The organism is Pseudomonas sp. 22515, assembly GCF_052044625.1.
GTDB classification, from domain to species: Bacteria; Pseudomonadota; Gammaproteobacteria; order Pseudomonadales; family Pseudomonadaceae; genus Aquipseudomonas; species Aquipseudomonas alloputida.
In genome coordinates this window covers 1-25011 of the sequence record NZ_JBQENN010000030.1, presented here as the reverse complement: position 1 = coordinate 25011, position 25011 = coordinate 1, and the positions used below count along the sequence as shown (strand labels likewise).

Sequence of the window (25011 nt, the reverse complement as noted above, 5' to 3'; positions counted from 1 at the left end):
CCCGCTCCCACAGGTTTCGTGGTTGGCTCGCAAGGGCATTCCAATCCCGCCATCCTTGTAGGGCGATCCCTACAACAAATCTTCCATCCGGATGATGGCATTCTCTCAGTACCCCCGATTTTCGGGCGCTTGCGTCTCTTCTACTCTTTTGCCTACGCAGTCATCCAACAAGAAGGTGCAGGCATGAGCGAGGCGAAGTCGAACGCTGCAACCGGCGAAACGCTGGTCAGCTTCCGTGGTGTGCAGAAGAGCTACGACGGCGAGTCGCTGATCGTCAAAGACCTCAACCTGGATATCCGCAAGGGCGAGTTCCTCACCCTGCTTGGCCCGTCCGGCTCGGGCAAGACCACCAGCCTGATGATGCTGGCGGGCTTCGAGACCCCCACCGCCGGTGAAATCCAGCTTGGCGGCCGCTCGATCAACAACGTGCCGCCGCACAAGCGTGATATCGGCATGGTGTTCCAGAACTACGCGCTGTTTCCGCACATGACCGTGGCTGAGAACCTGGCCTTTCCGCTGACCGTGCGCAACCTGAGCAAGACCGACATCAGCGAGCGGGTCAAACGTGTGCTGAACATGGTCCAGCTCGACGCTTTCGCCAAACGCTACCCCGGCCAGCTGTCTGGCGGCCAGCAGCAGCGTGTGGCGCTGGCCCGGGCATTGGTGTTCGAGCCGCAACTGGTGCTGATGGACGAGCCACTTGGCGCGCTGGACAAGCAGCTGCGCGAACACATGCAGATGGAGATCAAGCACATTCACCAGCGCCTGGGTGTGACCGTGGTGTACGTGACCCACGACCAGGGCGAAGCGCTGACCATGTCTGACCGCGTGGCGGTGTTCCACCAGGGCGAAATCCAGCAGATCGCCGACCCGCGCACGCTGTACGAAGAGCCTTGCAACACCTTCGTCGCCAACTTCATCGGCGAGAACAACCGCATTAGCGGCACCCTGCTGGCCAGCGATGGCAAACGTTGCCAGGTGCAGTTGCCTCGCGGCGAGCGGGTCGAGGCGCTGGCGGTGAATGTCGGCCAGGCCGGCGAGCCGGTGACCCTGTCGATACGCCCGGAGCGCGTGCGTCTGAACGGCCACAGTGAAAGCTGCGTGAACCGGTTCTCTGGCCGGGTGGCCGAATTCATTTACCTGGGCGACCACGTGCGGGTGCGTCTGGAGGTTTGCGGCAAAGGCGACTTCTTCGTGAAGCAGCCTATTGCCGAGCTCGACCCGGCGTTGGCCGTGGGCGATGTGGTACCGCTGGGCTGGGAGGTGGAGCACGCCCGCGCGCTCGATCCGATTGCCGAAGCCCATTGATGGATTGCTTCACCAACCCTGTACTGTGGAGAGAATAATAATGCGCAAGCAGTTGAAACTGACCGCCCTGGCTTTGGGGCTGTTCACCGCTGGCCAGGCCATGGCCGCAGACCTCACCGTGATCTCGTTCGGGGGCGCCAACAAGGCTGCCCAGGTCAAAGCGTTCTACGAACCCTGGGAAAAAGCGGGTAATGGCAAGATTGTCGCGGGTGAGTACAACGGCGAAATGGCCAAGGTCAAGGCGATGGTCGACACCAAGAGTGTGTCGTGGAACCTGGTAGAGGTTGAGTCGCCAGAGCTGGCGCGCGGCTGCGACGAGGGCATGTTCGAAGAGCTCGACCCAGCCCTGTTCGGCAATGAGGCCGACTACGTGCCTGGTGCCATTCAGCCTTGCGGCGTGGGCTTCTTCGTCTGGTCCACGGTCATGGCCTACAACGCCGACAAGCTCAAGACCGCCCCCACCAGCTGGGCCGATTTCTGGGACACCAAGCAGTTCCCGGGCAAGCGCGGCCTGCGCAAGGGCGCCAAGTACACAATGGAATTTGCACTGATGGCCGACGGCGTTGCGCCCAAGGACGTCTACAAAGTGCTCGCAACCAAGGAAGGCCAGGACCGCGCCTTCAAGAAACTCGACGAACTCAAGCCCAGCATCCAGTGGTGGGAAGCGGGTGCACAGCCACCGCAGTTCCTGGCCTCTGGCGACGTGGTCATGAGCTCTGCCTACAACGGCCGTATTGCCGCTGTGCAGAAAGAGAGCAACCTCAAGGTGGTGTGGAACGGCGGCATCTACGACTTCGATGCATGGGCAATTCCTAAAGGCGCCAAAAACGTCGAAGAGGCGAAGAAGTTCATCGCCTACAGCGTCAAGCCCGAGCAGCAGAAGATCTACTCCGAAAACATCGCCTATGGCCCGGCCAACTCCAAGGCCGTGAGCCTGCTGTCGGACGAAGTGAAGAAAGACATGCCGACCACGCCTGAGAACATTGCCAACCAGGTGCAGATCGACGTGGCGTTCTGGGCCGACAACAGCGAGCAGCTGGAGCAACGCTTCAACGCCTGGGCGGCGAAGAAGTAAACGTCCAGTGTGTGGGGCCGCAAAGCGGCCCCCAATTCAGCCTGTATTGCGGAGTTCGCCATGGCCATTGCAGTGCCCCTCAACGAAGGCGCGGGTTCAAGTCTCAAGCAGCGCCTCAAACACGCCGAGCGGGTCAACCGCTGGAAGGCGCAGGCGTTGATCGCGCCGCTGGCGCTGTTTCTTCTGCTGGTGTTCCTGGTGCCGATTGCGGCGCTGCTGTACAAGAGCGTCGGCAACCCTGAAGTGGTCGGCGGCCTGCCGCGCACGGTGGAAGTCATCAGCCAGTGGGATGGCAAAAGCCTGCCAGGCGAGGACGTTTACAAGGCGCTGAGCCAGGATTTGGCCGAGTCGCGCAAGAACCAGACCCTTGGTGACCTTTCCAAACGCTTGAACATGGAGCTGGCCGGTTACCGCAGCTTGTTGACCAAGACTGCCCGTGCACTGCCCTTCAAGGCTGAGCCTGCCTCTTATAAGGATGCGTTGCAGGCTGTCGACGAGCGTTGGGGTGACCCGGCTTATTGGCAGGCGATCCGCCGCAATACCAGTTCGGTGACTTCTTTCTACCTGTTGGCCTCGGTGGACCATCGCATCGATGACCTTGGTGAGCTGGCCAAGGCCACCCCGGACCAGGCCATTTACCTGGACATTTTTGTCCGTACCCTGTGGATGGGGGTGGTGATTACCACTATCTGCCTGGTACTGGCCTACCCACTGGCCTACTTGTTGGCCAACCTGCCGACCCGGCAGAGCAACCTGCTGATGATTCTTGTGCTGTTGCCTTTCTGGACATCGATCCTGGTGCGGGTGGCGGCCTGGATCGTGCTGCTGCAGTCGGGCGGGCTGATCAACAGCGCGCTGATGGCCATGGGCATCATCGACCAGCCGCTGGAGCTGGTGTTCAACCGCACAGGTGTCTACATCTCGATGGTGCACATCCTGCTGCCGTTCATGATCCTGCCGCTGTACAGCGTGATGAAGGGTATTTCCCCGAGCTACATGCGTGCGGCGATCTCGCTGGGCTGCCACCCGTTCGCCAGTTTCTGGCGGGTGTACTTCCCGCAGACTTACGCCGGTGTTGGCGCCGGTTGCCTGTTGGTGTTCATCCTGGCCATCGGTTACTACATCACCCCGGCGCTGCTGGGTAGCCCCAACGACCAGATGGTCAGCTACTTCGTCGCCTTCTACACCAACACCAGCATCAACTGGGGCATGGCCACCGCACTGGGCGGGCTGTTGCTGCTGGCGACCGTGCTGTTGTACCTGATCTATAGCTGGCTGGTCGGCGCCAGCCGTCTGCGCCTGAGCTGAGGAGCCTGTCATGCTGAGCCCATACATGTCGCCCGTGGAGCGGGTCTGGTTCTACAGCCTGCGTATTCTCTGCGGCTTGATCCTGCTGTTCCTGATCTTGCCAGTGCTGGTGATCGTGCCGCTGTCGTTCAACAGTGGCAGCTTCCTGGTGTACCCGCTGCAGGGCTTCTCGCTGCAGTGGTATCAGGACTTCTTCGGCTCGGCCGAATGGATGCGGGCGTTGAAAAACAGCATCATCGTTGCCCCTGCGGCCACGGTGCTGGCCATGGTGTTCGGCACGTTGGCGGCCATCGGCCTGACCCGTGGCGATTTCCCCGGCAAGTCGCTGGTGATGGCGCTGGTGATCTCGCCCATGGTGGTGCCGGTAGTGATCATCGGGGTGGCCAGTTACCTGTTCTTCGCCCCTCTGGGCATGGGCAACAGTTTCACCTCGCTGATTCTGGTGCATGCGGTACTGGGTGTGCCGTTCGTCATCATTACCGTGTCAGCGACGCTACAGGGGTTCAACTATAATCTGGTGCGTGCGGCGGCCAGCCTGGGAGCCTCGCCTCTGCTGGCTTTCCGCCGGGTGACCCTGCCGCTGATCGCGCCCGGTGTCATCTCGGGCGCCCTGTTTGCCTTTGCCACCTCGTTTGACGAGGTGGTGGTGACGCTGTTCCTCGCCGGACCGGAACAGGCAACTCTGCCGCGGCAGATGTTCAGTGGTATTCGCGAGAACCTGAGCCCGACCATTGCCGCGGCGGCGACCTTGCTGATTGCGTTCTCGGTGTTGTTGCTGCTGACCCTGGAATGGTTGCGTGGGCGTAGTGAGAAGCTGAGGACTCAACAGCCGGCTTGATGATGGGTTGCCTGTACCGGCCTCTTCGCGGCTAAAGTCGCGGAGGCCGGCACAAGTTGCGCTGGTCGACACCAATTGATACCAATCAGCCTTCATCGCTTTCCCTGAGTTACAATGCGCGCCACCGTGACTCTGCCAACAGGTGCGCCATGCAGCCCTACGCTATTGCCCCCTCCATTCTCTCTGCCGATTTTGCCCGCCTGGGTGAGGACGTCGACAAGGTATTGGCTGCGGGTGCAGACATCGTCCACTTCGATGTCATGGACAATCACTATGTCCCCAACCTGACCATCGGTCCGATGGTTTGCACCGCTCTGCGCAAGTACGGCGTTACTGCGCCGATCGACGTGCACCTGATGGTCAGCCCGGTTGACCGCATCATTGGCGACTTTATCGAAGCGGGTGCTACCTACATCACCTTCCACCCTGAAGCCACGCAGCACATCGACCGTTCGCTTCAGCTGATCAAGGATGGTGGTTGCAAGGCCGGCCTGGTGTTCAACCCGGCCACCAGCCTGGACGCCCTGAAGTATGTGATGGACAAGATCGACATGGTGCTGCTGATGAGCGTCAACCCAGGCTTCGGCGGGCAGAAGTTCATCCCCGGCACCCTCGACAAGCTGCGCGAAGCGCGTGCGCTGATCGACGCCAGTGGCCGTGATATCCGTCTGGAGATCGATGGTGGCGTGAACGTCAACAACATCCGCGAGATCGCTGCCGCTGGCGCCGACACCTTCGTGGCCGGCTCGGCGATCTTCAACGCCCCGGACTACCAGGAAGTGATCGCCAAGATGCGCGCCGAACTGGCCCTGGCCCGCCCATGAGTGGCTTCGAGCAGCTGTTCCCGGGGACGCTGCCAAGGCTGGTAATGTTCGATCTGGACGGTACCCTGATCGATTCTGTGCCTGACCTGGCCGCCGCCGTGGACCGCATGCTGCTCGAACTGGGGCGCCCGCCTGCTGGCCTTGAGGCAGTGCGCCACTGGGTTGGCAATGGCGCCCAGGTGCTGGTGCGCCGCGCGTTGGCGGGCGGCATCGAGCATGCCGACGTGGACGATGCGCTGGCAGAACAGGCGCTGGCGCTGTTCATGGACGCTTATGCCGAAAGCCACGAACTTACCGTGGTCTACCCCGGCGTGCGCGACACCCTGCGCTGGCTGCGCAAGCAGGGCGTGGAGATGGCGCTGATCACCAACAAGCCTGAGCGCTTTGTTGGCCCGCTGCTGGACCAGATGAAGATCGGTAATTTCTTCCGCTGGATCATTGGTGGCGACACCTTGCCGCAGAAAAAGCCCGACCCGGCGGCGTTGCTGTTCGTCATGCAGATGGCCGGTGTCACCCCGCAGCAGTCCCTGTTTGTCGGTGATTCGCGCAGTGACGTGCAGGCGGCCAAGGCGGCTGGCGTGCAATGCGTGGGCCTGACCTACGGCTATAACCATGGCCGGCCGATCGACGCCGAATCCCCCAGCCTGGTAATCGACGACCTGCGCGCATTGCTGCCCGGTTGCGCAGACCCGGCCACTGGGATAACGTTGGCGGACCTTCAAGCCTCACAAGACAGAGAGTCCACCGTGGCGGTTACTGGCAAATTCTGGATGAAAGTCATCAAGGCCTTGGCCCGTTGGCGTTGGCGCGCCTGACTTCAGCCTGCCGGCGTGTGCCGGCCCGTCCGTTTGCCTGACCTATTGCTGCTTGCCACGAGACCACTCATGAACCGCGAAGAATTCCTGCGCCTGGCCGCTGCCGGCTACAACCGTATTCCCTTGGCCTGTGAAACCTTGGCCGACTTCGACACGCCGCTGTCGATCTACCTGAAACTGGCTGACCAGCCCAACTCGTACCTGCTCGAATCGGTGCAGGGCGGCGAGAAGTGGGGCCGTTACTCGATGATCGGCTTGCCATCGCGCACCGTGATGCGTGTGCATGGCTACCATGTCAGCATCCTGCACGATGGCGTCGAGGTGGAAAGCTGCGAGGTCGAAGACCCGCTGGCATTCGTTGAAACCTTCAAGGACCGCTACAAAGTTGCCGATATCCCCGGCCTGCCGCGTTTCAATGGCGGCCTGGTTGGCTACTTTGGCTACGACTGCGTGCGTTATGTAGAAAAGCGCCTGGGCGCCAGCCCCAACCCAGACCCGCTGGGCGTACCGGATATCCTGCTGATGGTGTCCGACGCGGTGGTGGTGTTCGACAACCTGGCGGGCAAGATGCACGCCATCGTGTTGGTCGACCCCGCTGAAGATCAGGCCTTCGAACAGGGCCAGGCACGTCTGCAAGGTTTGCTGGAAACCTTGCGCCAGCCAATCACCCCGCGCCGCGGCCTGGACCTGAGCGGCCCGCAGGCGGCCGAGCCGGCGTTCCGCTCCAGCTACACCCGCGAGGATTACGAAAACGCCGTCGGTCGTATCAAGGAATACATCCTGGCCGGGGACTGTATGCAGGTGGTGCCGTCGCAGCGCATGTCGATCGACTTCAAGGCTGCGCCTATCGACCTGTACCGCGCGCTACGCTGCTTCAACCCGACGCCATACATGTACTTCTTCAACTTCGGTGACTTCCATGTGGTCGGCAGCTCGCCCGAAGTGCTGGTACGTGTCGAGGACAACCTGGTCACCGTGCGCCCGATTGCCGGTACTCGCCCGCGTGGTGCGACCGAAGAGGCCGATCGTGCGCTGGAAGACGACCTGCTGTCGGACGACAAGGAAATTGCCGAGCACCTGATGCTGATCGATCTGGGCCGCAACGATGTCGGCCGTGTGTCTTCGACCGGCAGTGTGCGCCTGACCGAGAAGATGGTGATCGAGCGTTACTCCAACGTGATGCACATTGTTTCCAACGTTACCGGCCAGCTGCGTGAAGGCCTGACGGCGATGGATGCACTGCGGGCGATTCTGCCGGCTGGCACCTTGTCGGGTGCGCCCAAGATCCGCGCGATGGAGATTATCGACGAGCTGGAACCGGTCAAGCGTGGGGTTTACGGCGGTGCTGTCGGCTATTTTGCCTGGAACGGCAACATGGATACCGCAATTGCCATTCGTACTGCGGTGATCAAGGATGGCGAGCTGCATGTGCAGGCCGGTGGCGGCATCGTTGCCGACTCGGTGCCTGCGCTGGAATGGGAAGAAACCATCAACAAGCGCCGGGCGATGTTCCGTGCGGTGGCGTTGGCCGAGCAGACTTCCGCCAGATAAATTGATTGGGGCTGCTGCGCAGCCCATTCGCGGGTAAACCACGCTCCTACAAGGTTGTGTAGGAGCGGGTTCACCCGCGAAAGGGCCGGGCCTGCTGGCCAATTTCTACCTGCCGTTCACCGTTGCCGCCGCCACCGTATTCGCGGGTAAACCCGTTCCTACAAGTGTTGCGCAAGCCTAAGGCATACTAGGCCGTCGTAAAAGCGGGTTCACCCGCGAATGGGCCGCAAAGCGGCCCCCAGCAATTCAAAAGTCCACGCTAACCCCCACGCTAACGCCCTGCTGCGTCAACTCATCACTCTTGCGCCAATTGTAGTTCCCGCGCAAATGCACCCCTGCCACCAGTTCATGGCTCACACCCAGGCTCGCCCGGGTCAGGTCGCTGTGCGGCGTATACCCGGTCAGGGTGAAATCATTCGCTGGCAAGCTGGTCAGGTGCATTGTCACATCCTGCTGGTCGTCCTCGAACTCATGCTCCTGCGCCACCTCGGCAAAAAGCCGGGTATTTGGCTGTACCTGCACACTGCCCAACAGCCCCACGCCCAGGCGACGTGACGTGCGCTCCTGGTCATCGAAGCCAAGCGCCGTCGAGCGCCCGCTCTTCTCTTCGTAGCCATCCACCTTCACCCGCGCATAGTCGGCACTGATGAAAGGTGCCAACTGCCAGTTGCTGGTGTCGGCCGCCAGGTTGTAGCCCAGCCGCCCGGACATTGCCCAGGCCTCGCCGTCGGTGTCGCCTTTTTCACTGCGGTCATTCACGCCCAGGGCGAAGGTACGCTTGAGGTCGCTATAGTCCAGGTGCCCGGCGGTCAGCGCCGCGTCGGCCCACCAGCGGTCCTGACGGTATTGGGCAAAGGCGCTGGCCATATAGCTGTTCAGCTTGTAGTCCGAATCCTGTTCGCCGGCTTCCAGCTTCTGGCGGTACGCACCGCCGGCCAGGCCCAGGCGCCAGGCGTCGTTCAGGCGATAGCTGCCGCCCACGGTCAGGTTGTAGCCGCGGCCGTCACCGCTGGCCGCGCTGCGCTGGCCGTCGAAGTCCAGGTCCTGAGCGCCACTGGCGACAAAGGCTTGCCATTGGCCAACGGCTTGCCAAGGCGTCTGCCACTGATTGCGCAACTCATCCTGATGAGCCCGCAGGCTGGCGTGGGCCATTTCCGGTAGCAGGGTCAGTTCCCAGGGGGCTGCGAGGATCGAGTAGGCGTAATCGGCAATCAGCTGCTGACCCGCGATAGTCGGGTGGACCGAGTCGTTGAACAGCAGTTTGGTCGGGTTTGGCGTTGTGCCGTTGATCCCGTACACCGGGTTTTCCACGCAGCTATCGCCGCTGTAGCAGGTGCCGACCAGGTTCTGGTCGCTGGCCAGGCCGAACTGACTGGGGCTGGACAGCGCCTCGCTCAACAGCACAGGGATGTTCAGTGGGATGATCTGGGCATCGATCTGCCCTAGCTGGCTGATCAGTGACTGGTTGAACGCAGCGGAGAGCAGTGACAGTGGGTTTTGCTGTGGCGTGCCGCTGAAATTGGGCGTTTGGCCGAGGTCAGGTAGCAGCCAGACCATGATGTAGCGCGCGCCTCCTTGCTGAAGGGCTTGGGCACTGGCAGCCAGGCGGGCGCCGGCGGCTACGGCGTCGGCCGGGCTATTCACCAGGCCCTGCAGGAAGTCGTTACCGCCACCTGTCAGGTAATACAAGGCATTTGGGTCGGCGCGCAGGCCGTTGGCCAGGTAGCCGGGGCGCTCGCGCAGCACCAACCCGGCATTGGGGTTTCCTGGCGGGATGACGGTCTCGGACGTTGTCGTGATCGAGTCCAGGATCTGTTGGGTGGTGTACCCGCCAACTGCCCAGTTATTACCATCGGGCTGGATGCCTATGGATGTCGACGGGTTCAGGTCGCCAGGCGCGACGCCCAGGCGGCCACCGAGGATCATCGGTGACACCGGAGCGAAGTTGCCGTCGGCATCGCGGTTGGTGAAACGCGCGCCTGGGGTACCGCCGCTCAGGTCGGGAAACTGCCCTGCATCGGCGAGGCTGTCGCCAAACACGATGAGGGTTGAATAGGGCGAAGGGCCGGCCAACGCCTGGCTACAGGCCAAGGCCAGTGAAGCGAGGGTAAAGCGCAATAACGGGGCTTTTCGCATCAGGGAACATCCTTTTCTTTGTTTTTATCAGGACAACCCCATCGACCTTAGCAAATCGTAGTGCTTCGCTCCCAAGTCCATTCGTTTCCCCGTGTTTACAGGCATATTGCGCCCGTCGCCCCGGTAGGCTACTGTGCCGGGACGTATGAGCGAGACCTATCCTGTGTTGATCGTCAGCAAACTCTTGATGCGCGTAATCAAGGCCCACGCCCGTTGGCGTTGGCGCGCCTGACTTTATCCCCTGCCGGCCCGCCCGGCCCGCCCCCGTTTGCCTTCTCGTTTACCGCCCGTTGTGGCAAAGCCGCGCCTGTGGCTGGTGCAGGAAGGTTCGAATCATGAAGTCAGTAGATTCAAGAGGTTTAACACCATGTTACTGATGATCGACAATTACGACTCATTCACTTACAACGTCGTTCAGTACCTTGGCGAGCTGGGTGCCGAGGTCAAGGTCATTCGCAATGACGAATTGACCATCGCCCAGATCGAGGCCCTCAACCCTGAGCGCATCGTCGTATCCCCGGGCCCGTGCACCCCAAGCGAGGCGGGCGTGTCTATCGAGGCCATCCTGCATTTCGCCGGGAAGTTGCCAATCCTCGGTGTATGCCTGGGCCACCAGTCAATCGGGCAGGCCTTTGGCGGCGACGTTGTACGTGCACGCCAGGTCATGCACGGGAAGACCAGCCCGGTATATCACCGCGACCTGGGCGTGTTCGCCAGCCTTAACAACCCGCTGACCGTGACCCGTTACCACTCGCTGGTGGTAAAGCGTGAAACCTTGCCCGACTGCCTGGAAGTGACCGCCTGGACCTCCCATGCTGACGGTTCGGTCGATGAGATCATGGGCCTGCGCCACAAGACGCTGAATATCGAAGGGGTGCAATTCCACCCTGAGTCGATCCTGACCGAGCAGGGCCACGAACTGTTCGCCAACTTCCTCAAGCAGACCGGCGGCCGCCGTTAAGGATCGAACATGGACATCAAGAATGCGTTGAGCCGTATCGTCGGCCAGTTGGACCTTACTACCGAAGAAATGCGCGAGGTCATGCGCCAGATCATGACCGGTCAGTGCAGCGAGGCGCAGATAGGCGCTTTCCTGATGGGCATGCGCATGAAAAGCGAAAGCATCGACGAAATCGTCGGTGCGGTGTCGGTGATGCGTGAGCTGGCCGAAAAGGTCGAGCTGCAAAGCCTCGATGGTGTCGTCGATATTGTCGGGACCGGCGGTGATGGCGCCAACATCTTCAACGTGTCCACCGCTTCGTCTTTCGTCCTGGCGGCGGCGGGTTGCCCCGTGGCCAAGCATGGTAACCGCGCAGTATCGGGCAAGAGCGGCAGTGCCGACCTGCTGGAAGCTGCCGGCATCTACCTGAACCTGACGCCGACTCAAGTGGCACGCTGCATCGACAGCCTGGGCATCGGCTTCATGTTCGCGCAAAGTCACCACTCGGCCATGAAACATGCCGCTGGCCCACGTCGAGAACTGGGGTTGCGCACCCTGTTCAATATGCTCGGCCCGCTTACGAATCCGGCCGGAGTGAAGCACCAGGTGGTCGGTGTGTTCGCGCAAACCCTTTGCCGCCCGCTGGCTGAGGTGCTGCAGCGCCTGGGGAGCAAGCATGTGCTGGTCGTACACTCGAAGGATGGTCTGGACGAGTTCAGCCTGGCTGCACCCACCTTCGTCGCCGAACTGAAAAATGACGAAATCACTGAATATTGGGTAGAGCCGGAAGACCTCGGCATGAAGAGCCAGAGCCTTCATGGCCTGGCTGTCGAGAGCCCTCAGGCTTCGCTGGAGTTGATCCGCGATGCGCTGGGCCGGCGCAAGACCGAGAACGGTCAGAAGGCCGCCGAGATGATCGTGCTTAATGCTGGCGCGGCGCTGTATGCCGCTGACCATGCTATGAGCCTGAAAGCCGGTGTAGAACTGGCCCATGATGTACTGCACACCGGCTTGGCCTGGGAAAAGCTGCAGGAATTGGGTGCCTTTACTGCAGTATTCAAGGTGGAGAACGAAGCATGAGTGTGCCGACGGTGCTGGAAAGGATCATTGCCCGCAAGTTCCAGGAAGTGGCCGAGCGCAGTGCGCGCGTCAGCCTCGCCGAACTGGAGGGCCTGGCCAAGGCCGCTGACGCCCCGCGAGGCTTCGCCAATGCGCTGATCGAGCAGGCCAAGCGCAAGCAGCCAGCGGTGATTGCCGAAATCAAGAAAGCGTCGCCAAGCAAGGGCGTGATCCGCGAGCACTTCGTGCCAGCGGAAATCGCGGTCAGCTACGAGAAGGGCGGGGCCACCTGCCTGTCGGTGTTGACCGATGTCGATTATTTCCAGGGTGCCGATGAGTACTTGCAGCAGGCCCGCGCGGCGGTTTCGCTGCCGGTGATCCGCAAGGACTTCATGGTCGACCCTTACCAGATCGTCGAAGCCCGGGCCCTGGGCGCAGATTGCGTACTGCTGATCGTGTCGGCGCTGGATGACGTGAAGATGGCTGAACTGGCGGCCACCGCCAAGGACGTCGGCCTCGACGTGCTGGTAGAAGTGCACGATGGCGATGAACTGGAGCGCGCGCTGAAAACCCTGGATACACCGCTGGTTGGGGTGAACAACCGCAACCTGCACACCTTCGAAGTCAGCCTGGAAACCACCCTTGACCTGCTGCCGCGCATTCCGCGTGACCGTCTGGCGATTACCGAAAGCGGTATTCTCAACCGGGCCGATGTGGAGCTGATGGCAATCAACGAGGTTTACTCGTTCCTGGTGGGAGAGGCGTTCATGCGCGCCGAGCAGCCTGGCCTGGAATTACAGCGGCTGTTCTTCCCCGAGCAGGTGAAGAAGACTGTTCAGCAACTGGACTGATCAAATGAAGCCGGCGTTTTTGCCGGCTTTTTTGTACCTGTAATGGCCGCGTCGCGGGCAAGCCCGCCCCTACACGGGGACGCGCCCTGTTGTAGGCGCGGGTTTACCGCGAAGAGGCCCTTGAAATCAACATCATAGGTGGATCAATGACCGATCAACCCCTGGCCCTGAGCGTCGAACAAGGCCTGCACGCCGAGCAGGAACTGCTGGCCGCCGTCTGCCGCGGCGAACGCGAGAATGGTGTGCTGTTCTGGCGCCCCACCGACCACGCGCTGGTCATGCCTCGGCGCATGAGCCGGCTGGGCAACTTCGAGGTCGCCTGCGCGGAACTGGCTATTGCTGGCTGGCCGGTGCTGCTGCGAGAAACCGGCGGCGAGCCAGTGCCTCAGTCGCATTCGACAGTGAACGTTGCACTGGTCTACGCCGCACCGCGCAGCGAAGGCGACCACGGCCGTATCGAAAATGCCTACGAGCGCCTGTGTCTGCCGCTGTGCGATGTGCTGCGCGAGTGGGGCGGTGTAGCGTCAGTCGGGGAAATCGACGGGGCCTTCTGCGATGGCCGCTACAACGTCAACCTCAATGGCCGCAAACTGGTGGGTACCGCCCAGCGCTGGCGTCAGGGCCTGGGTGGCAAGCGTCCGGTGGTGTTGGTGCACGGTGCGCTGCTGCTGGACAACGAGCGTGAGTCGATGGTGGCGGCGGTCAACCGCTTCAACGAGTGCTGTGAGCTGGAGCAACGCTGTCGCGCCGATGCGCACATCGCCTTGCACGAAGTGGCGCCGGCAGCGCCCTGGTTCGAGCGCCTTTCGCAGGCCTACGCCAAGGTGCTGGCCGAGTTGCCCAAGGACTAGCGGGTACCGTAGACCACCATGGTCTTGCCCTTGACCTGCACCAGGCTGCGTTCCTCGAGGTCCTTGAGAACGCGGCCGACCATTTCCCGAGAGCAACCGACGATTCGGCCGATTTCCTGACGGGTAATCTTGATTTGCATGCCATCGGGGTGGGTCATGGCGTCGGGCTGCTTGCACAGTTCCAGCAGGCAACGGGCAACTCGCCCGGTTACGTCGAAAAATGCCAAATCGCCAACCTTGCGCGTAGTGTTGCGCAGGCGCTGGGCCATTTGACTGCCCAGGGCGTAGAGGATTTCAGGGTCCTGGCGCGCCAGTTCGCGAAACTTTTCGTAGCTGATTTCGGCCACTTCGCATTCGGTCTTGGCGCGTACCCAGGCACTGCGCTGCTGCTCGCCATCAACGGGCTCGAACAGGCCTAACTCGCCAAAGAAATCGCCATGGTTGAGGTAGGCGATGATCATTTCATGGCCGTCGTCGTCCTCGATGATGATGGTTACCGAACCCTTGATGATGAACGACAGTGTTTCGGCCCGGTCGCCGGCGCAGATGATGTTGCTTTTGGCGGTGTAGCGGCGGCGCTGGCAATGCACCAGCAGTTTGTCGATGTTCTTGATCTTGGCGGGTAGGGCAGAGGCGACCATCACGAAATCCTGTTCGATACGAGGCATAGGCTTTTTATAGAGGCTGGCTGGCGGAAAGCGCCAGTCATTTGGCGCCAGCTTATCAGACACTACGGTATGTTTCGGTAGTAAACCGACACGTCACGTACTTTTCCCACAGCCGCACAAGGTCTAAGCTGACACCCTTTTCCGAAAATCAGGAGTCCAGGTAGATGAAGGCACGTATCCAGTGGGCCGGTGAGGCGATGTTCCTCGGCGAATCGGGGAGCGGCCATGTCGTCGTGATGGATGGCCCGCCCGAGGCCGGTGGCCGCAACCTGGGTGTGCGCCCGATGGAAATGCTGCTGTTGGGCCTGGGTGGCTGCAGCAGCTTTGACGTGGTCAGCATCCTGAAGAAGTCGCGCCAGGCGGTGGAAAGCTGCGAGGCATTTCTGGAGGCAGAGCGCGCCAGCGAAGACCCGAAGGTGTTCACCAAGATTCACATGAACTTCGTGGTGAAGGGGCGTGGGCTGAAAGAAGCGCAGGTCAAGCGGGCGGTGGAGCTGTCGGCGGAAAAGTATTGCTCGGCTTCGATCATGCTCGAGCGTGCCGGGGTTGAGATTACCCATGGGTATGAAATCGTAGAGCTGGGTTAAGGCTGAGATTCCGGGGCCGCTTTGCAGCCCTTGTGGAAGCGGGTGAGCCCGCTCCCACCTGCGGCCCGGGCGAGCTTCAGTCGCGCAGGGCCGGAAGGGCCATCCGCAACCATTGCGGAAGACTGCTTCTTAGCGCCTGGCTCAACCGCTCCCGGCGCTTTTGGTAAACCAGGCCAAGCCAGATAACCCCCACCCCGATCATGGTTAGCACCACCGGGAACAGCAACGACTGGGCAAACACCTCGTACGACAGATATCCCAGATAAGCCGCCACCCCCAGCGCACCAAACACCATGAACACCGGCCGACGCAGCAGCACCGCCATGCCCATCAGCGCAATGTTGATCAGACAGTACATGGCCTTGCCCAACTCACTGCCGCTGTCCAGCAGCGTCAACCCGCCCCAGAATGCTGCCAGCCCGGCGAGGTAACCCCAACGAGCGTAGTCCTCACGCGTGCGGCCGTCTATCACGAGGATAACCACCAGCAAGCCCAGCCCAAACCACAGGGAGACGTGGCGACGCTGCTCCCAACTGAACGGTGAGCCGAAGAACCACTCGCTAAGGTCCATCGACATGAACCACAAGGCCACGGACATTGGCATGACGACGAACGGGTAGGGGATCAACCGCAGCATCAGCAGCCCGGCAAGCACCGTGGCTGCTTCCATCGCCAGCCAGCCACCCTGCACGTAGGTGTAGTACTGGTGGTAGTCGGCCTGCGCATCGTCCAGTGGCCACCAGCCGAGCATGCGTTCGATAGCGAATACCGCCAGCGGCACGATGCTGACTGCTACTGCTGCCAGCACGCCAGCGGCGACGGGCTGGGCGCGGCGTTGCAGATTGAGGGCGAACAAGGTGATCAACAGGATATAGAGGCTGGCGATGATCAACAGCGCGCCGTCACCGAGGCTCATCCAGGCCTCGGTGAGCAACCAGCCCAGGGCCGCCATGATCAGCATGGCGCCAAAGTAGAAGGCAACATGGGCCAGCTGAAAGCTGCCACGTGGTGCGGGTTGCTGGCGCAGGAATGCCAACAGGCTTTGATCCTGGCCTGGTTGGAGAATGCCTGCTTGCACGGCGCGCGCCAGGTCCTTGGCGTCGAATCGATCCGTCATGGTGATGCCTTCAGATGCGGTATGTGCTCTTGGTCATGACCTTGGCCAGCAAGCTCATGCCAAAGCGGACGGGGGCCGGGAAGCGATAACCACCGGCTTCCAGTGCAGACTCGGCGTGCTGTTCTTCGTCGATGCGCATTTGCTCGAGAATGGCCCGGGATTTTTCATCTTCGTGCGGGAGCTGCTCCAGGTGCTCGTCGAGGTGCTTGCACACCTGATGTTCGGTAGCGGCGACGAAGCCCAGGCTGACCTTGTCGCTGACCAGCCCTGCCAGTGCGCCGATGCCGAACGACATGCCGTAGAACAGAGGGTTGAGCACGCTGGGGTGACTGTTCAGCTGGCGAATGCGCTGTTCGCACCAGGCCAGGTGATCCACTTCTTCCTCGGCGGCATGCTCCATGGCCTTGCGCACTTCGGGCAGCTTGGCGGTCAGGGCCTGGCCTTGGTACAACGCCTGGGCGCAGACTTCACCGGTATGGTTGATGCGCATCAGCCCGGCAATATGGCGGGCCTGTTGCTCGTCCAGGTCAACGTCTGGCTGGACGATGGCCGGCGATGGCCGGGCGGGTTGGCCGCTGAAAGGCAGCAAGGTGCGCATGGCGGTATCGGCCTGCAGCAACAAGCGGTCGAGCGGCGAGTAGTGACGTTCGGTAGCCATCGGGCACCTCCGCAAGAATGTGCCCGACAGTTTACCGCAATAGCGGCGGGGTCGCTTGCCGTGGGTCAGCCCGGTGGCCAGTTCATCTGGCGCTGGCCAAGCACGTGCATATGGATGTGGTAGACAGTCTGGCCGCCTTTGGGGTTGCAGTTCATGACCACGCGGAAACCTTCCTCGCAGCCTTGTTCGACAGCCAGGCGCTGGGCGGTGAACAGGATGTGGCCAGCCAGGGCCTTGTCTTCTTCGGTCAGGTCATTGAGGGTGCGAATGTGCTTTTTCGGGATGACCAGAAAATGTACCGGTGCCGCGGGTGCAATGTCCTTGAAGGCCAGGATCTGGTCGTCTTCATAGATGATATCTGCCGGGATTTCCCGGTTGATGATTTTGAGGAATAGATCGTCCACAGCACTTGCTCCATGGTGAGGGTCGGGCCGAGTGTACTCAGCCGGGCGCCGCTCGCCCAGTGGCTATTCCATGCCTAAGGGGCAATAGCGGCGGTGGATGGCCCCGGCCAGCTTGCGCACCAGCCAGCGCGGCAACAGCCGCGGTGCGAACGCCAGCCAGCGGTTGCGCCGGCCAGGCATGATCAGTGCGCGGTTCTTGTCCAGTGCCCGCACGGTGTACAGCGCCACTTCCTCGGGGCTGAGACAGCGCGGCTTGCCATCGAGCCGCGCAATGCGCCGGCGTGCGGAACGTACCGGGCCAGGGCACAGTACAGAGACCTTGATGCCGGTGCGCTTGAGTTCTTCGCGCAGGGCCTGGGAAAAGCTCAGCACATAGGCCTTGCTGGCGGCATAGGCGGCCATCCATGGGCCAGGCGCCACCCCGGCCAGGCCGGCGACGTTGAGAATCTGCCCGCCACCCTGCACAGCCATCAGGTTACCGATGGCGTGACACAGGCGGCTCAGGGCCAGCACGTTGACTTCCAGCAGATCTTGTTCGTCGGCCCATTCATGGGCCAGGAACGGCCCATAGGTGCGCAAGCCCGCGCAGTTGACCAGCAAATCGATACGCCGCTCACCTTCTTCCAGCTCTAGCACGAAGCCTGAAAGGCGCAACGGCTGACTGAGGTCGCAGGCGCGGAACAGCACCTCGACACCGAAACGCTGGGTCAGCTCGATGGCGACAGGCTCCAGCGTTTCTCGTTGGCGTGCCACCAGGATCAGGTTGCGCCCGCGCCGTGCCAGCGCTTCCGCCAAGGCCAGGCCCAGGCCGCTGGAAGCACCAGTGATCATGGCGTAACGGGTCATGCAAGGCTCCTGGGGGCGGAAGAGGGCGCCTAGTGTACAACTTGCCCGTGCAAGGTGTTGCCTTTTGCTACAAGGCGCGGGCGCGCAAAACCTGGCAGCGTTCCAGGGCTTGTCGGTACTCGCCATGCAGGCGCTCGATCAATGCGCTGGCGCTGGGCAGGTCATGGATTGCACCGACGCCCTGGCCCGCTGACCATACGGTCTTCCAGGCCTTGGCTTCGTCATCGATCGGCTTGAGCTTGCCTTGCACCTGCCCGCCTTTGAGGGCGTTCATGTCGTAGCCGGCCTGCTCCAGGCTCTGGCGCAGGAAGCTGGCGGGGATGCCGGACACCACGGGTGTGTGGATGATGTCGGCGGCATGGGCATCCAGCAGCATCTGTTTGTAGGCGCCCTGAGCCTGGCTTTCTGTGGTGGCGATGAAGCGCGTGCCCATGTACGCCAAGTCCGCCCCCAGCAGTTGTGCGGCCAGGATTTCGTGGCCGTGGTTAATGCAACCAGCCAGCAGCAGGGTCTTGTCGAAGAACTGGCGAATTTCTGCGGCCAGGGCGAACGGGCTCCAGGTGCCGGCATGGCCGCCTGCGCCTGCGGCGACGGCGATAAGGCCATCGACACCCGCTTCGGCGGCTTTTTCGGCATGCCGGCGGGTGGTGACATCGTGGAGCACCAGGCCGCCGTAGCCGTGTACGGCATCGACCACTTCCTTTACTGCCCCCAGGCTGGTGATAACGATTGGTACACGGTGTGCGACGCACAAGGCCAAGTCGGCCTGCAGGCGCGGGTTGGTCGGGTGGACGATCAGGTTGACGGCGTAGGGCGCTGGCGCCTGCAGTTGAGCCAGGCCTGCCTCGATCTCTTCCAGCCAAGCCTTGAAGCCAGCGCTGTCGCGTTGGTTCAGTGCCGGGAAACTGCCAACCACGCCGCTGGCGCAGCAGGCCAGCACCAATTGGGGGTTGGAGATGAGGAACATCGGCGCGGCAACCACGGGCAGCCGCAGGCGTTGTTCGAGCGAGGCAGGTAGCGACATGGCAAGGCTCCTTGAGCGGGTGGCTATGTCAGAACGGTTTCACCACCACCAGAATGACGATACCCAGCAGGATCAGCACGGGCACTTCGTTGAACCAGCGATAGTAGACGTGGCTGCGGGTGTTGGTGCCATTGGCGAAGCGTTTGCGCTGGGCACCGCACACGTGATGGTAGCCGGTCAGTAGGATCACCAGGGTGAGCTTGGCATGCAGCCACCCCTGGCTCAGCCAGCCGGGGGTGAGGTACAGCATCCAGGCGCCAAAAACGTAGGTGGCGATCATCGCCGGATTCATGATGCCGCGGTACAGCTTGCGCTCCATGGTCGCAAAGCGTTCCTGGCTGATGCTGTCCTGGCTCTGGGCGTGGTAGACGAACAACCTGGGCAGGTAGAACAGGCCGGCGAACCAGCAGACCACGCTGACGATATGCAGCGCTTTGATCCATAGGTAAAGCATGGAGGGAGTTCCTTCAGATAATCACGGTCGTCAGATAGTAGTGGTCAAGCGCCCGAAGGGTCACCCGAAGAGTTGTTACAGGCGCCCTGCGCCCCTATTATCGTGCGCTTTCCAGACGGCTCGTTGATAAGGGGCAAGCGTTATGATCAAGGTCGGTATCGTCGGCGGCACGGGTTACACCGGCGTCGAACTGTTGCGTCTGCTGGCACAGCATCCACAGGCCGAAGTGGCGGTCATTACTTCGCGCTCCGAGGCGGGCGTGGCGGTGGCGGACATGTACCCGAACCTGCGCGGCCACTATGACGGGTTGGCGTTCAGCGTGCCGGACAGCAAGGCTCTGGGGGCCTGTGATGTGGTGTTCTTCGCCACCCCGCATGGTGTTGCCCACGCCCTGGCCGGTGAGCTGCTGGCGGCCGGCACCAAGGTGATCGACCTGTCTGCCGACTTCCGCCTGCAGGATGCCGTCGAGTGGGGCAAGTGGTACGGTCAGCCCCATGGCGCGCCTGAGCTGCTCAAGGACGCGGTATACGGCCTGCCAGAAGTGAACCGCGAGAAGATCCGCCAGGCGCGTCTGATCGCTGTGCCGGGTTGCTACCCGACTGCCACCCAGCTGGGCTTCCTGCCGCTGCTGGAAGCGGGCCTGGCCGATGCGTCGCGCCTGATCGCCGACTGCAAGTCGGGTGTCAGCGGTGCTGGCCGTGGCGCCGCGGTCGGCTCGCTGTTCTGCGAAGCCGGCGAGAGCATGAAGGCCTATGCAGTCAAGGGGCATCGTCACTTGCCAGAAATCAGCCAGGGCTTGCGCCTGGCCGCAGGCAAGGATATCGGCCTGACGTTCGTGCCGCACCTGACGCCGATGATCCGTGGTATCCACGCCACCCTGTACGCAAACGTGGTCGATACCTCGGTCGACCTGCAGGCGCTGTTCGAGAAACGCTATGCCGATGAACCGTTCGTCGACGTGATGCCAGCAGGCAGCCATCCGGAAACCCGTAGCGTGCGTGGTGCCAACGTCTGCCGCATTGCCGTTCATCGCCCGCAGGGTGGTGACCTGGTGGTGGTGCTGTCGGTGATCGACAACCTGGTCAAGGGCGCCTCCGGCCAGGCGGTGCAGAACCTCAACATCCTGTTCGGGCTGGATGAACGCATGGGCCTGTCCCATGCCGGCTTGCTGCCGTAAGGCCACCAGCAGTGGAAAAGGCCCGCGTCGTGCGGGCCTTTTTGCAGGTCGCGACTAAAGCCGCACAATTCTTGACCGATTTTCTCGGGAAAGCGGATAATGCGCGTCATCGAGTTTTATGGCGGCTACCGCGCCGGGAGAATCAACATGAGCGTCGAAACCTTCACCCCTACCGGTCTGGAATTTACCCACGGGGCAGCCCAGAAGGTGAAGAACCTGGTCAATGAGGAAGGCAATGAGCGTCTGAAGCTGCGAGTGTTCGTTACCGGTGGCGGTTGCTCCGGCTTCCAGTACGGCTTCACCTTCGATGAAGACGTGGCCGAAGATGACACCATTGTCGAGCGCGAGGGCGTTTCCCTGGTGGTCGACCCGATGAGCTTCCAGTACCTGGCGGGTGCCGAAGTGGACTACCAGGAAGGCCTGGAAGGTTCGCGGTTCGTGATCAAGAACCCGAATGCCGCGACCACCTGCGGTTGCGGGTCTTCGTTCTCGATCTAAGGGCTGGGCATACGAAAACGCCGCGCAATTGCGCGGCGTTTTGCTTTCTGGCGTAGCGGCTATGCCGGGTAGATTGCACCCAGTACGCGCAGGCCCTTGGCGGCAGTGACGCTGGGGCGGTTGGCGGCGATACCCTCCAGGCAGCAGTGAGCCAGCCAGGCGAAGGCCATGGCTTCGACCCAGTCCGGGTCTACGCCATAGGCGCCAGTGCTTGCGACACGGGCCGCCGGTAGCAGCTGGCCAAGACGGGCCATCAGCGCGCCGTTGCGGGCGCCCCCACCACAGACCAACAGCGCCTCGGTGCCTTGCTGGGCTTTGCCAAGCGAATCGATGATGCTGCGTGCGGTCAGCTCCAGCAGTGTCGCCTGCACGTCCTGGGCCCGGTATGCCGGCAGGTTGGCCAGGTGGCGATCCAGCCAAGGCAGGTTGAACACCTCGCGGCCGGTACTCTTGGGGCCGCTGCCGGCAAAGAACGGGTCAGCCATCAGTGCGCTGAGCAACCCGGGCTGAACCACACCTGAGGCAGCCCAGGCGCCATCTGCATCGTAGGCGTGGCCGTGCTCGCGCTCGATCCAGGCATCCAGCAGCACGTTCCCCGGGCCGCAATCGAACCCATGAACTGGCTTGTCCTGCTCGATCAGGCTGAGGTTGCTGAAACCGCCTACGTTGAGGATTGCCAGGCGTCGGCCAAGCTGGCTGAACAGGGTTTCGTGGAAGGCCGGTACCAGTGGCGCGCCCTGGCCACCGGCAGCCACATCGCGACGGCGGAAGTCGGCGACCACGCTGATGCCGGTCAGCTCGGCGAGCAGTGCGGGGTTACCGATCTGCACAGTAAAGCCGCGGGACGGTTCATGGCGAATGGTCTGACCGTGGCTGCCAATGGCGCGAATGGCTTCGGGCTTCAGTCCCTGGCGAGCCAGCAGTTGGCGGATACCTTCGCCGGCCAGGCTGGCCCAGCGGTTTTCCGCCAGTGCGGCACGGGCAATCTCGTCAGTGCCGCTGCTGCACAGGGCCAGCAGGTCCTTGCGCAGGTCCGGGGGCATGGGCAGGTAGTGGGTGGCGAGCAGTTCAAGCTGCTCGCCTTGTTCGATCAGGGCGATATCCAGGCCATCGAGGCTGGTACCGGACATCACCCCCAGGTAGAGCGCCATGGGTTAGCGCTTGTTCGCTGCGAGCAGGGTGGCCTTTTCCTGATCCATGCGGGCAATCAGCGGCTGGCTCTGCTGCAGGAAGCGCTGACGCTCGTTCTTGGCAATCGGGTCAGCCATTGGCACCTTCTGGCTCAGCGGGTCGACGTGCACGCCGTTGACCTGGAACTCGTAGTGCAGGTGTGGTCCGGTGGACAGGCCGGTAGTGCCGATGTAGCCAATGATCTGGCCCTGTTTGACCGTACTGCCGGTCTTGATGCCTTTGGCAAAGCCCTGCATGTGGCCATACAGCGTTTTGTAGCGGTTGCCATGCTGAATGATCACGGTATTGCCGTAGCCACCACGGCGCCCGGCCAGTTCGATGCGACCGTCACCGGCTGCCTTGATCGGCGTACCTCGTGGGGCCGCGTAGTCGACGCCTTTGTGGGCGCGGATCTTGTTCAGGATGGGGTGCTTGCGACCGGCGGAAAAGCGCGAGCTGATGCGGGCGAAGTCCACCGGGGTACGGATGAAGGCCTTGCGCAGGCTGTTGCCGTCGGCGGTGTAGTAGGTAGTGTTGCCCTGCTTGTTGGTGTAGCGCACGGCAGTGTAGGTTTTGCCGCGGTTGGTGAAGCGCGCAGAGAGGATGTTACCGGTGCCGACGACCTTGCCGTCCATCACCTTCTGTTCGTAGACCACGTCGAACTCGTCCCCTGGGCGAATATCCTGGGCGAAGTCGATGTCGTAACCCAGCACGCGGGCCATGTCCATGGTCATGCTGTGGGACAGGCCGGCGCGCTGGGCGGAAGCAGACAGCGAGCTCTTGATCACGCCGTGGGCATAGGCGGTGCGTATCACCGGCTTGCTGATTTCACGGTTGAATGTGTAGCCCTTGGCGGTTTTGGTCAGGCGAATGGTTTCGAGGTTGCTGACTTTGCTGTGCAGACTGGCCAGCTGGCCATCCTTGTCGAGCTCGAATTGCAAGACCTGGCCGTGCTTGAGCTGGCTGAACTGCTTGGCCTGCTTGTTGCTGACCAGCAAGTCATGCACAGCATTGGCGGGCAGGCCGACCTTGGCGAACAGGGTGGACAGGGTATCGCCGCGGGCCACGGTGACTTCGCGGTGGCCAGGCTCCTTGGCGGCCTCGGCAACCGGTTCGGCGGCCGGGGCCTGCTGATCGGCCTTCTGGGTTTCGGGGGTAGCCTCTTCGATCTGGGCGAAAGGCGAGCCTTGCTCACCTTCGCTTTGCACCAGGGGCGCGGCGCGGGATTCGTCTTTCAGCTGCTCGGCAGGGCTTTCGAGCTCGAGGTTGAGGGTAGTTTTCTTGGCTTCCACTTCGCTGGAAGGAAATACCAGCAAAGCCAGGCTGAGCAGGGCGGCGATGCCGCTGGCGGCCAACAGATGGCTCTTCGGATAAAGCGGGGGCGCTTTAGGCGGTTCGTTGGTCATGGGCAAGGTGACTTTGAAAAAGGTGAAATGGAAAAGATGAATGACATGATGAAGATGAAATAACTGTATAAAATATAACCAAATCCATTTTCACGCAAGGGCGCGTAGACGCCGCAAGCCTGTGTTCGGGTCACATTCCTTTGCGAAACTTGTATTTGACGGCCGATCTTGTATGGTTGGCTCCCCCTGAATCTGAGCCTTGCGGGTTTGTCTATGAAGTCGGTTGAAGAGCAGCTGGCGCTTATCAAGCGCGGTGCGGAAGAAGTACTGGTCGAGTCGGAACTGGTGGAGAAGCTCAAGCGCGGCCAACCTCTGCGCATCAAGGCCGGCTTCGACCCGACCGCTCCGGACCTGCACCTGGGTCACACGGTGCTGATCAACAAGCTGCGCCAGTTCCAGGATCTGGGCCACCAGGTCATCTTCCTGATCGGTGACTTCACCGGCATGATCGGCGACCCGAGTGGCAAGAGCGCCACGCGCCCGCCGCTGACCCGCGAACAGGTGCTGGAGAACGCCGAGACGTACAAGCAGCAGGTGTTCAAGATTCTTGATCCGGCCAAGACTGAAGTCGCGTTCAACTCCACGTGGATGGACAAGCTGACCCCTGCCGACTTCATTCGCCTGGCTTCGCAGTACACCGTCGCGCGCATGCTGGAGCGTGATGACTTCGACAAGCGTTACACCACCAATCAGCCGATTGCCATCCACGAGTTCCTCTACCCGCTGGTGCAAGGTTATGACTCGGTGGCGCTGAAGGCGGATGTTGAGCTGGGTGGTACCGACCAGAAGTTCAACCTGCTGATGGGGCGTGAACTGCAGCGGTCTTATGGCCAGGAAGCGCAGAACATCGTGACCATGCCACTGCTCGAAGGGCTCGACGGCGTGAAGAAGATGTCGAAGTCGCTGGGCAACTATGTCGGCATCCAGGAAGCGCCAGGGGTGATGTACAGCAAGCTGGTGTCGATCCCGGATACCCTGATGTGGCGTTACTTCGAGCTGCTGAGCTTCCGTTCGATGGAAGAAATCGAGCAGTTCCGGGCCGATGTTGCCAATGGCGCCAACCCGCGTGACATCAAGATCAAGCTGGCGGAAGAAATTGTGGCGCGCTTCCACGGTGAGGAGGCTGCGGCCAATGCTCACCGTGCTGCCGGTAACCGTATGAAGGAAGGCGAGCTGCCGGAAGACTTGCCGGAGATCGAAGTGGCCGCGGCGGAAGACCTGCCAATTGGTGCGGTGCTGAACCGGGCTGGTTTGGTCAAGAACTCGGCACAGGCGCGAGACTTGCTGAATGGCGGCGCGGTGAAAGTTGATGGTGCAGTGGTCGACAAGGACTTCATGTTTGTCCTTGGTGCTACCCATGTATGCCAGGCGGGCAAGAAGTCGTTTGGCCGGGTTACCCTCAAGGCTGAGTGATTGCCTGGATGGTGTAGCTATATAGAAGCGGGG

General features: G+C 61.8%; 25 protein-coding genes. 15 read left to right on the top strand and 10 right to left on the bottom strand.

Annotated features, from left to right (window positions below; genetic code table 11):
- Positions 1-183 precede the first annotated feature (183 nt).
- From ACTJJN_RS23000 to trpE, 7 genes are all read left to right on the top strand, one after another.
- The gene (locus ACTJJN_RS23000; protein WP_003255547.1) at positions 184-1308 is read left to right on the top strand and encodes an ABC transporter ATP-binding protein; all 1125 of its coding nucleotides are present in this window, start codon (positions 184-186) and stop codon (positions 1306-1308) included.
- Between the two features lie 40 nt (positions 1309-1348).
- Positions 1349-2383 carry an ABC transporter substrate-binding protein gene (locus ACTJJN_RS22995; RefSeq protein ID WP_010951750.1) on the top strand — a complete coding sequence of 345 codons (1035 nt, stop codon included), beginning with the start codon at positions 1349-1351 and terminating at the stop codon, positions 2381-2383.
- 60 nt (positions 2384-2443) lie between these two features.
- Positions 2444-3691, top strand: coding sequence for an ABC transporter permease (locus ACTJJN_RS22990; RefSeq protein ID WP_011953311.1), 1248 nt, complete (start codon positions 2444-2446; stop codon positions 3689-3691).
- Positions 3692-3701: 10 nt separating this feature from the next.
- On the top strand, positions 3702-4529 hold the full coding sequence (locus ACTJJN_RS22985; protein WP_003255542.1) for an ABC transporter permease: 828 nt from the start codon (positions 3702-3704) through the stop codon (positions 4527-4529).
- A 149-nt stretch (positions 4530-4678) separates the two neighbouring features.
- Positions 4679-5353, top strand: coding sequence for a ribulose-phosphate 3-epimerase (gene rpe, locus ACTJJN_RS22980; RefSeq protein ID WP_003255539.1), 675 nt, complete (start codon positions 4679-4681; stop codon positions 5351-5353).
- Positions 5350-6168 (top strand): phosphoglycolate phosphatase, encoded by an 819-nt coding sequence (locus ACTJJN_RS22975; RefSeq protein ID WP_014755134.1) that lies wholly within the window; start codon positions 5350-5352, stop codon positions 6166-6168. Before rpe ends, ACTJJN_RS22975 begins: the two co-directional genes overlap by 4 nt.
- 69 nt (positions 6169-6237) lie before the next feature.
- Positions 6238-7719: an anthranilate synthase component I gene (gene trpE, locus ACTJJN_RS22970; RefSeq protein WP_014589456.1), complete on the top strand. Its 1482-nt coding sequence runs from the start codon at positions 6238-6240 to the stop codon at positions 7717-7719.
- Positions 7720-7965: 246 nt separating this feature from the next.
- Here the strand turns inward: trpE and estP are convergent, their stop codons facing one another.
- Complete coding sequence (gene estP, locus ACTJJN_RS22965) at positions 7966-9855, bottom strand: esterase EstP (protein WP_011953313.1); 1890 nt, start codon at positions 9853-9855, stop codon at positions 7966-7968.
- Positions 9856-10222: 367 nt separating this feature from the next.
- Between estP and ACTJJN_RS22960 the strand changes: the two genes are divergently transcribed.
- The 4 genes from ACTJJN_RS22960 (at position 10223) to ACTJJN_RS22945 (ending at position 13556) form a co-directional block, all read left to right on the top strand.
- Positions 10223-10816: an aminodeoxychorismate/anthranilate synthase component II gene (locus ACTJJN_RS22960; RefSeq protein ID WP_004574924.1), complete on the top strand. Its 594-nt coding sequence runs from the start codon at positions 10223-10225 to the stop codon at positions 10814-10816.
- A gap of 9 nt (positions 10817-10825) precedes the next feature.
- Complete coding sequence (gene trpD, locus ACTJJN_RS22955) at positions 10826-11875, top strand: anthranilate phosphoribosyltransferase (RefSeq protein ID WP_440781652.1); 1050 nt, start codon at positions 10826-10828, stop codon at positions 11873-11875.
- Positions 11872-12705 (top strand): indole-3-glycerol phosphate synthase TrpC, encoded by an 834-nt coding sequence (trpC, locus tag ACTJJN_RS22950; RefSeq protein ID WP_003255528.1) that lies wholly within the window; start codon positions 11872-11874, stop codon positions 12703-12705. Before trpD ends, trpC begins: the two co-directional genes overlap by 4 nt.
- 146 nt (positions 12706-12851) lie before the next feature.
- The gene (locus ACTJJN_RS22945; RefSeq protein WP_003255526.1) at positions 12852-13556 is read left to right on the top strand and encodes a lipoate--protein ligase family protein; all 705 of its coding nucleotides are present in this window, start codon (positions 12852-12854) and stop codon (positions 13554-13556) included.
- Here the strand turns inward: ACTJJN_RS22945 and crp are convergent.
- Positions 13553-14197, bottom strand: a complete 645-nt coding sequence (crp, locus tag ACTJJN_RS22940) for a cAMP-activated global transcriptional regulator CRP (protein ID WP_017148058.1) — start codon at positions 14195-14197, stop codon at positions 13553-13555. The genes ACTJJN_RS22945 and crp overlap by 4 nt on opposite strands.
- A gap of 191 nt (positions 14198-14388) precedes the next feature.
- On the opposite strand from crp, the gene ACTJJN_RS22935 reads away from it, so the two are divergent.
- Complete coding sequence (locus tag ACTJJN_RS22935; protein WP_004376171.1) at positions 14389-14811, top strand: OsmC family protein; 423 nt, start codon at positions 14389-14391, stop codon at positions 14809-14811.
- A gap of 76 nt (positions 14812-14887) precedes the next feature.
- On the opposite strand, the gene ACTJJN_RS22930 is transcribed toward ACTJJN_RS22935, so the two are convergent.
- The 6 genes from ACTJJN_RS22930 to hemJ all read right to left on the bottom strand — a co-directional run bounded on the left by ACTJJN_RS22930 (position 14888) and on the right by hemJ (position 19314).
- Positions 14888-15928 carry a DUF2157 domain-containing protein gene (locus tag ACTJJN_RS22930; RefSeq protein ID WP_440781651.1) on the bottom strand — a complete coding sequence of 347 codons (1041 nt, stop codon included), beginning with the start codon at positions 15926-15928 and terminating at the stop codon, positions 14888-14890.
- A gap of 10 nt (positions 15929-15938) precedes the next feature.
- Complete coding sequence (gene coq7 / locus ACTJJN_RS22925; RefSeq protein WP_011953317.1) at positions 15939-16586, bottom strand: 2-polyprenyl-3-methyl-6-methoxy-1,4-benzoquinone monooxygenase; 648 nt, start codon at positions 16584-16586, stop codon at positions 15939-15941.
- A 65-nt stretch (positions 16587-16651) separates the two neighbouring features.
- Positions 16652-16990, bottom strand: coding sequence for a histidine triad nucleotide-binding protein (locus tag ACTJJN_RS22920; protein WP_003255518.1), 339 nt, complete (start codon positions 16988-16990; stop codon positions 16652-16654).
- 63 nt (positions 16991-17053) lie between these two features.
- Complete coding sequence (locus ACTJJN_RS22915) at positions 17054-17836, bottom strand: SDR family NAD(P)-dependent oxidoreductase (RefSeq protein ID WP_003255516.1); 783 nt, start codon at positions 17834-17836, stop codon at positions 17054-17056.
- 67 nt (positions 17837-17903) lie between these two features.
- A complete protein-coding gene (locus ACTJJN_RS22910) occupies positions 17904-18860 on the bottom strand; it encodes an NAD(P)H-dependent flavin oxidoreductase (RefSeq protein ID WP_011953318.1) in 957 nt (318 codons plus the stop codon).
- Positions 18861-18888: 28 nt separating this feature from the next.
- Complete coding sequence (gene hemJ, locus ACTJJN_RS22905) at positions 18889-19314, bottom strand: protoporphyrinogen oxidase HemJ (RefSeq protein WP_003255513.1); 426 nt, start codon at positions 19312-19314, stop codon at positions 18889-18891.
- A gap of 142 nt (positions 19315-19456) precedes the next feature.
- Between hemJ and argC the strand changes: the two genes are divergently transcribed.
- The gene (gene argC, locus ACTJJN_RS22900) at positions 19457-20491 is read left to right on the top strand and encodes an N-acetyl-gamma-glutamyl-phosphate reductase (protein WP_011953319.1); all 1035 of its coding nucleotides are present in this window, start codon (positions 19457-19459) and stop codon (positions 20489-20491) included.
- A 147-nt stretch (positions 20492-20638) separates the two neighbouring features.
- Positions 20639-20989, top strand: coding sequence for an iron-sulfur cluster insertion protein ErpA (gene erpA / locus ACTJJN_RS22895; RefSeq protein ID WP_003255511.1), 351 nt, complete (start codon positions 20639-20641; stop codon positions 20987-20989).
- A 59-nt stretch (positions 20990-21048) separates the two neighbouring features.
- Here the strand turns inward: erpA and ACTJJN_RS22890 are convergent, their stop codons facing one another.
- Positions 21049-22140, bottom strand: a complete 1092-nt coding sequence (locus ACTJJN_RS22890; protein ID WP_011953320.1) for an anhydro-N-acetylmuramic acid kinase — start codon at positions 22138-22140, stop codon at positions 21049-21051.
- Positions 22141-22143: 3 nt separating this feature from the next.
- Positions 22144-23565 (bottom strand): peptidoglycan DD-metalloendopeptidase family protein, encoded by a 1422-nt coding sequence (locus ACTJJN_RS22885; protein WP_440781650.1) that lies wholly within the window; start codon positions 23563-23565, stop codon positions 22144-22146.
- Between the two features lie 213 nt (positions 23566-23778).
- Between ACTJJN_RS22885 and tyrS the strand changes: the two genes are divergently transcribed.
- Positions 23779-24978, top strand: coding sequence for a tyrosine--tRNA ligase (gene tyrS, locus ACTJJN_RS22880; protein WP_014755143.1), 1200 nt, complete (start codon positions 23779-23781; stop codon positions 24976-24978).
- Positions 24979-25011: the final 33 nt, after the last annotated feature.

What these genes read in the sequence shown, in the direction of transcription:
- ACTJJN_RS22990 (WP_011953311.1), top strand. Translation starts at nt 2,444, where the DNA reads ATGGCCATTGCAGTGCCCCTCAACGAAGGCGCGGGTTCAAGTCTCAAG.
- ACTJJN_RS22915 (WP_003255516.1), bottom strand. Translation starts at nt 17,836, where the DNA reads ATGACCCGTTACGCCATGATCACTGGTGCTTCCAGCGGCCTGGGCCTG.
- tyrS (WP_014755143.1), top strand. Translation starts at nt 23,779, where the DNA reads ATGAAGTCGGTTGAAGAGCAGCTGGCGCTTATCAAGCGCGGTGCGGAA.
- hemJ (WP_003255513.1), bottom strand. Translation starts at nt 19,314, where the DNA reads ATGCTTTACCTATGGATCAAAGCGCTGCATATCGTCAGCGTGGTCTGC.
- coq7 (WP_011953317.1), bottom strand. Translation starts at nt 16,586, where the DNA reads ATGGCTACCGAACGTCACTACTCGCCGCTCGACCGCTTGTTGCTGCAG.
- argC (WP_011953319.1), top strand. Translation starts at nt 19,457, where the DNA reads ATGATCAAGGTCGGTATCGTCGGCGGCACGGGTTACACCGGCGTCGAA.
- trpE (WP_014589456.1), top strand. Translation starts at nt 6,238, where the DNA reads ATGAACCGCGAAGAATTCCTGCGCCTGGCCGCTGCCGGCTACAACCGT.
- ACTJJN_RS22975 (WP_014755134.1), top strand. Translation starts at nt 5,350, where the DNA reads ATGAGTGGCTTCGAGCAGCTGTTCCCGGGGACGCTGCCAAGGCTGGTA.
- erpA (WP_003255511.1), top strand. Translation starts at nt 20,639, where the DNA reads ATGAGCGTCGAAACCTTCACCCCTACCGGTCTGGAATTTACCCACGGG.
- trpC (WP_003255528.1), top strand. Translation starts at nt 11,872, where the DNA reads ATGAGTGTGCCGACGGTGCTGGAAAGGATCATTGCCCGCAAGTTCCAG.
- crp (WP_017148058.1), bottom strand. Translation starts at nt 14,197, where the DNA reads ATGGTCGCCTCTGCCCTACCCGCCAAGATCAAGAACATCGACAAACTG.
- ACTJJN_RS22985 (WP_003255542.1), top strand. Translation starts at nt 3,702, where the DNA reads ATGCTGAGCCCATACATGTCGCCCGTGGAGCGGGTCTGGTTCTACAGC.
- rpe (WP_003255539.1), top strand. Translation starts at nt 4,679, where the DNA reads ATGCAGCCCTACGCTATTGCCCCCTCCATTCTCTCTGCCGATTTTGCC.
- ACTJJN_RS22960 (WP_004574924.1), top strand. Translation starts at nt 10,223, where the DNA reads ATGTTACTGATGATCGACAATTACGACTCATTCACTTACAACGTCGTT.
- ACTJJN_RS22935 (WP_004376171.1), top strand. Translation starts at nt 14,389, where the DNA reads ATGAAGGCACGTATCCAGTGGGCCGGTGAGGCGATGTTCCTCGGCGAA.
- ACTJJN_RS22995 (WP_010951750.1), top strand. Translation starts at nt 1,349, where the DNA reads ATGCGCAAGCAGTTGAAACTGACCGCCCTGGCTTTGGGGCTGTTCACC.
- ACTJJN_RS22945 (WP_003255526.1), top strand. Translation starts at nt 12,852, where the DNA reads ATGACCGATCAACCCCTGGCCCTGAGCGTCGAACAAGGCCTGCACGCC.
- estP (WP_011953313.1), bottom strand. Translation starts at nt 9,855, where the DNA reads ATGCGAAAAGCCCCGTTATTGCGCTTTACCCTCGCTTCACTGGCCTTG.
- ACTJJN_RS22885 (WP_440781650.1), bottom strand. Translation starts at nt 23,565, where the DNA reads ATGACCAACGAACCGCCTAAAGCGCCCCCGCTTTATCCGAAGAGCCAT.
- ACTJJN_RS23000 (WP_003255547.1), top strand. Translation starts at nt 184, where the DNA reads ATGAGCGAGGCGAAGTCGAACGCTGCAACCGGCGAAACGCTGGTCAGC.
- ACTJJN_RS22910 (WP_011953318.1), bottom strand. Translation starts at nt 18,860, where the DNA reads ATGTCGCTACCTGCCTCGCTCGAACAACGCCTGCGGCTGCCCGTGGTT.
- ACTJJN_RS22930 (WP_440781651.1), bottom strand. Translation starts at nt 15,928, where the DNA reads ATGACGGATCGATTCGACGCCAAGGACCTGGCGCGCGCCGTGCAAGCA.
- trpD (WP_440781652.1), top strand. Translation starts at nt 10,826, where the DNA reads ATGGACATCAAGAATGCGTTGAGCCGTATCGTCGGCCAGTTGGACCTT.
- ACTJJN_RS22890 (WP_011953320.1), bottom strand. Translation starts at nt 22,140, where the DNA reads ATGGCGCTCTACCTGGGGGTGATGTCCGGTACCAGCCTCGATGGCCTG.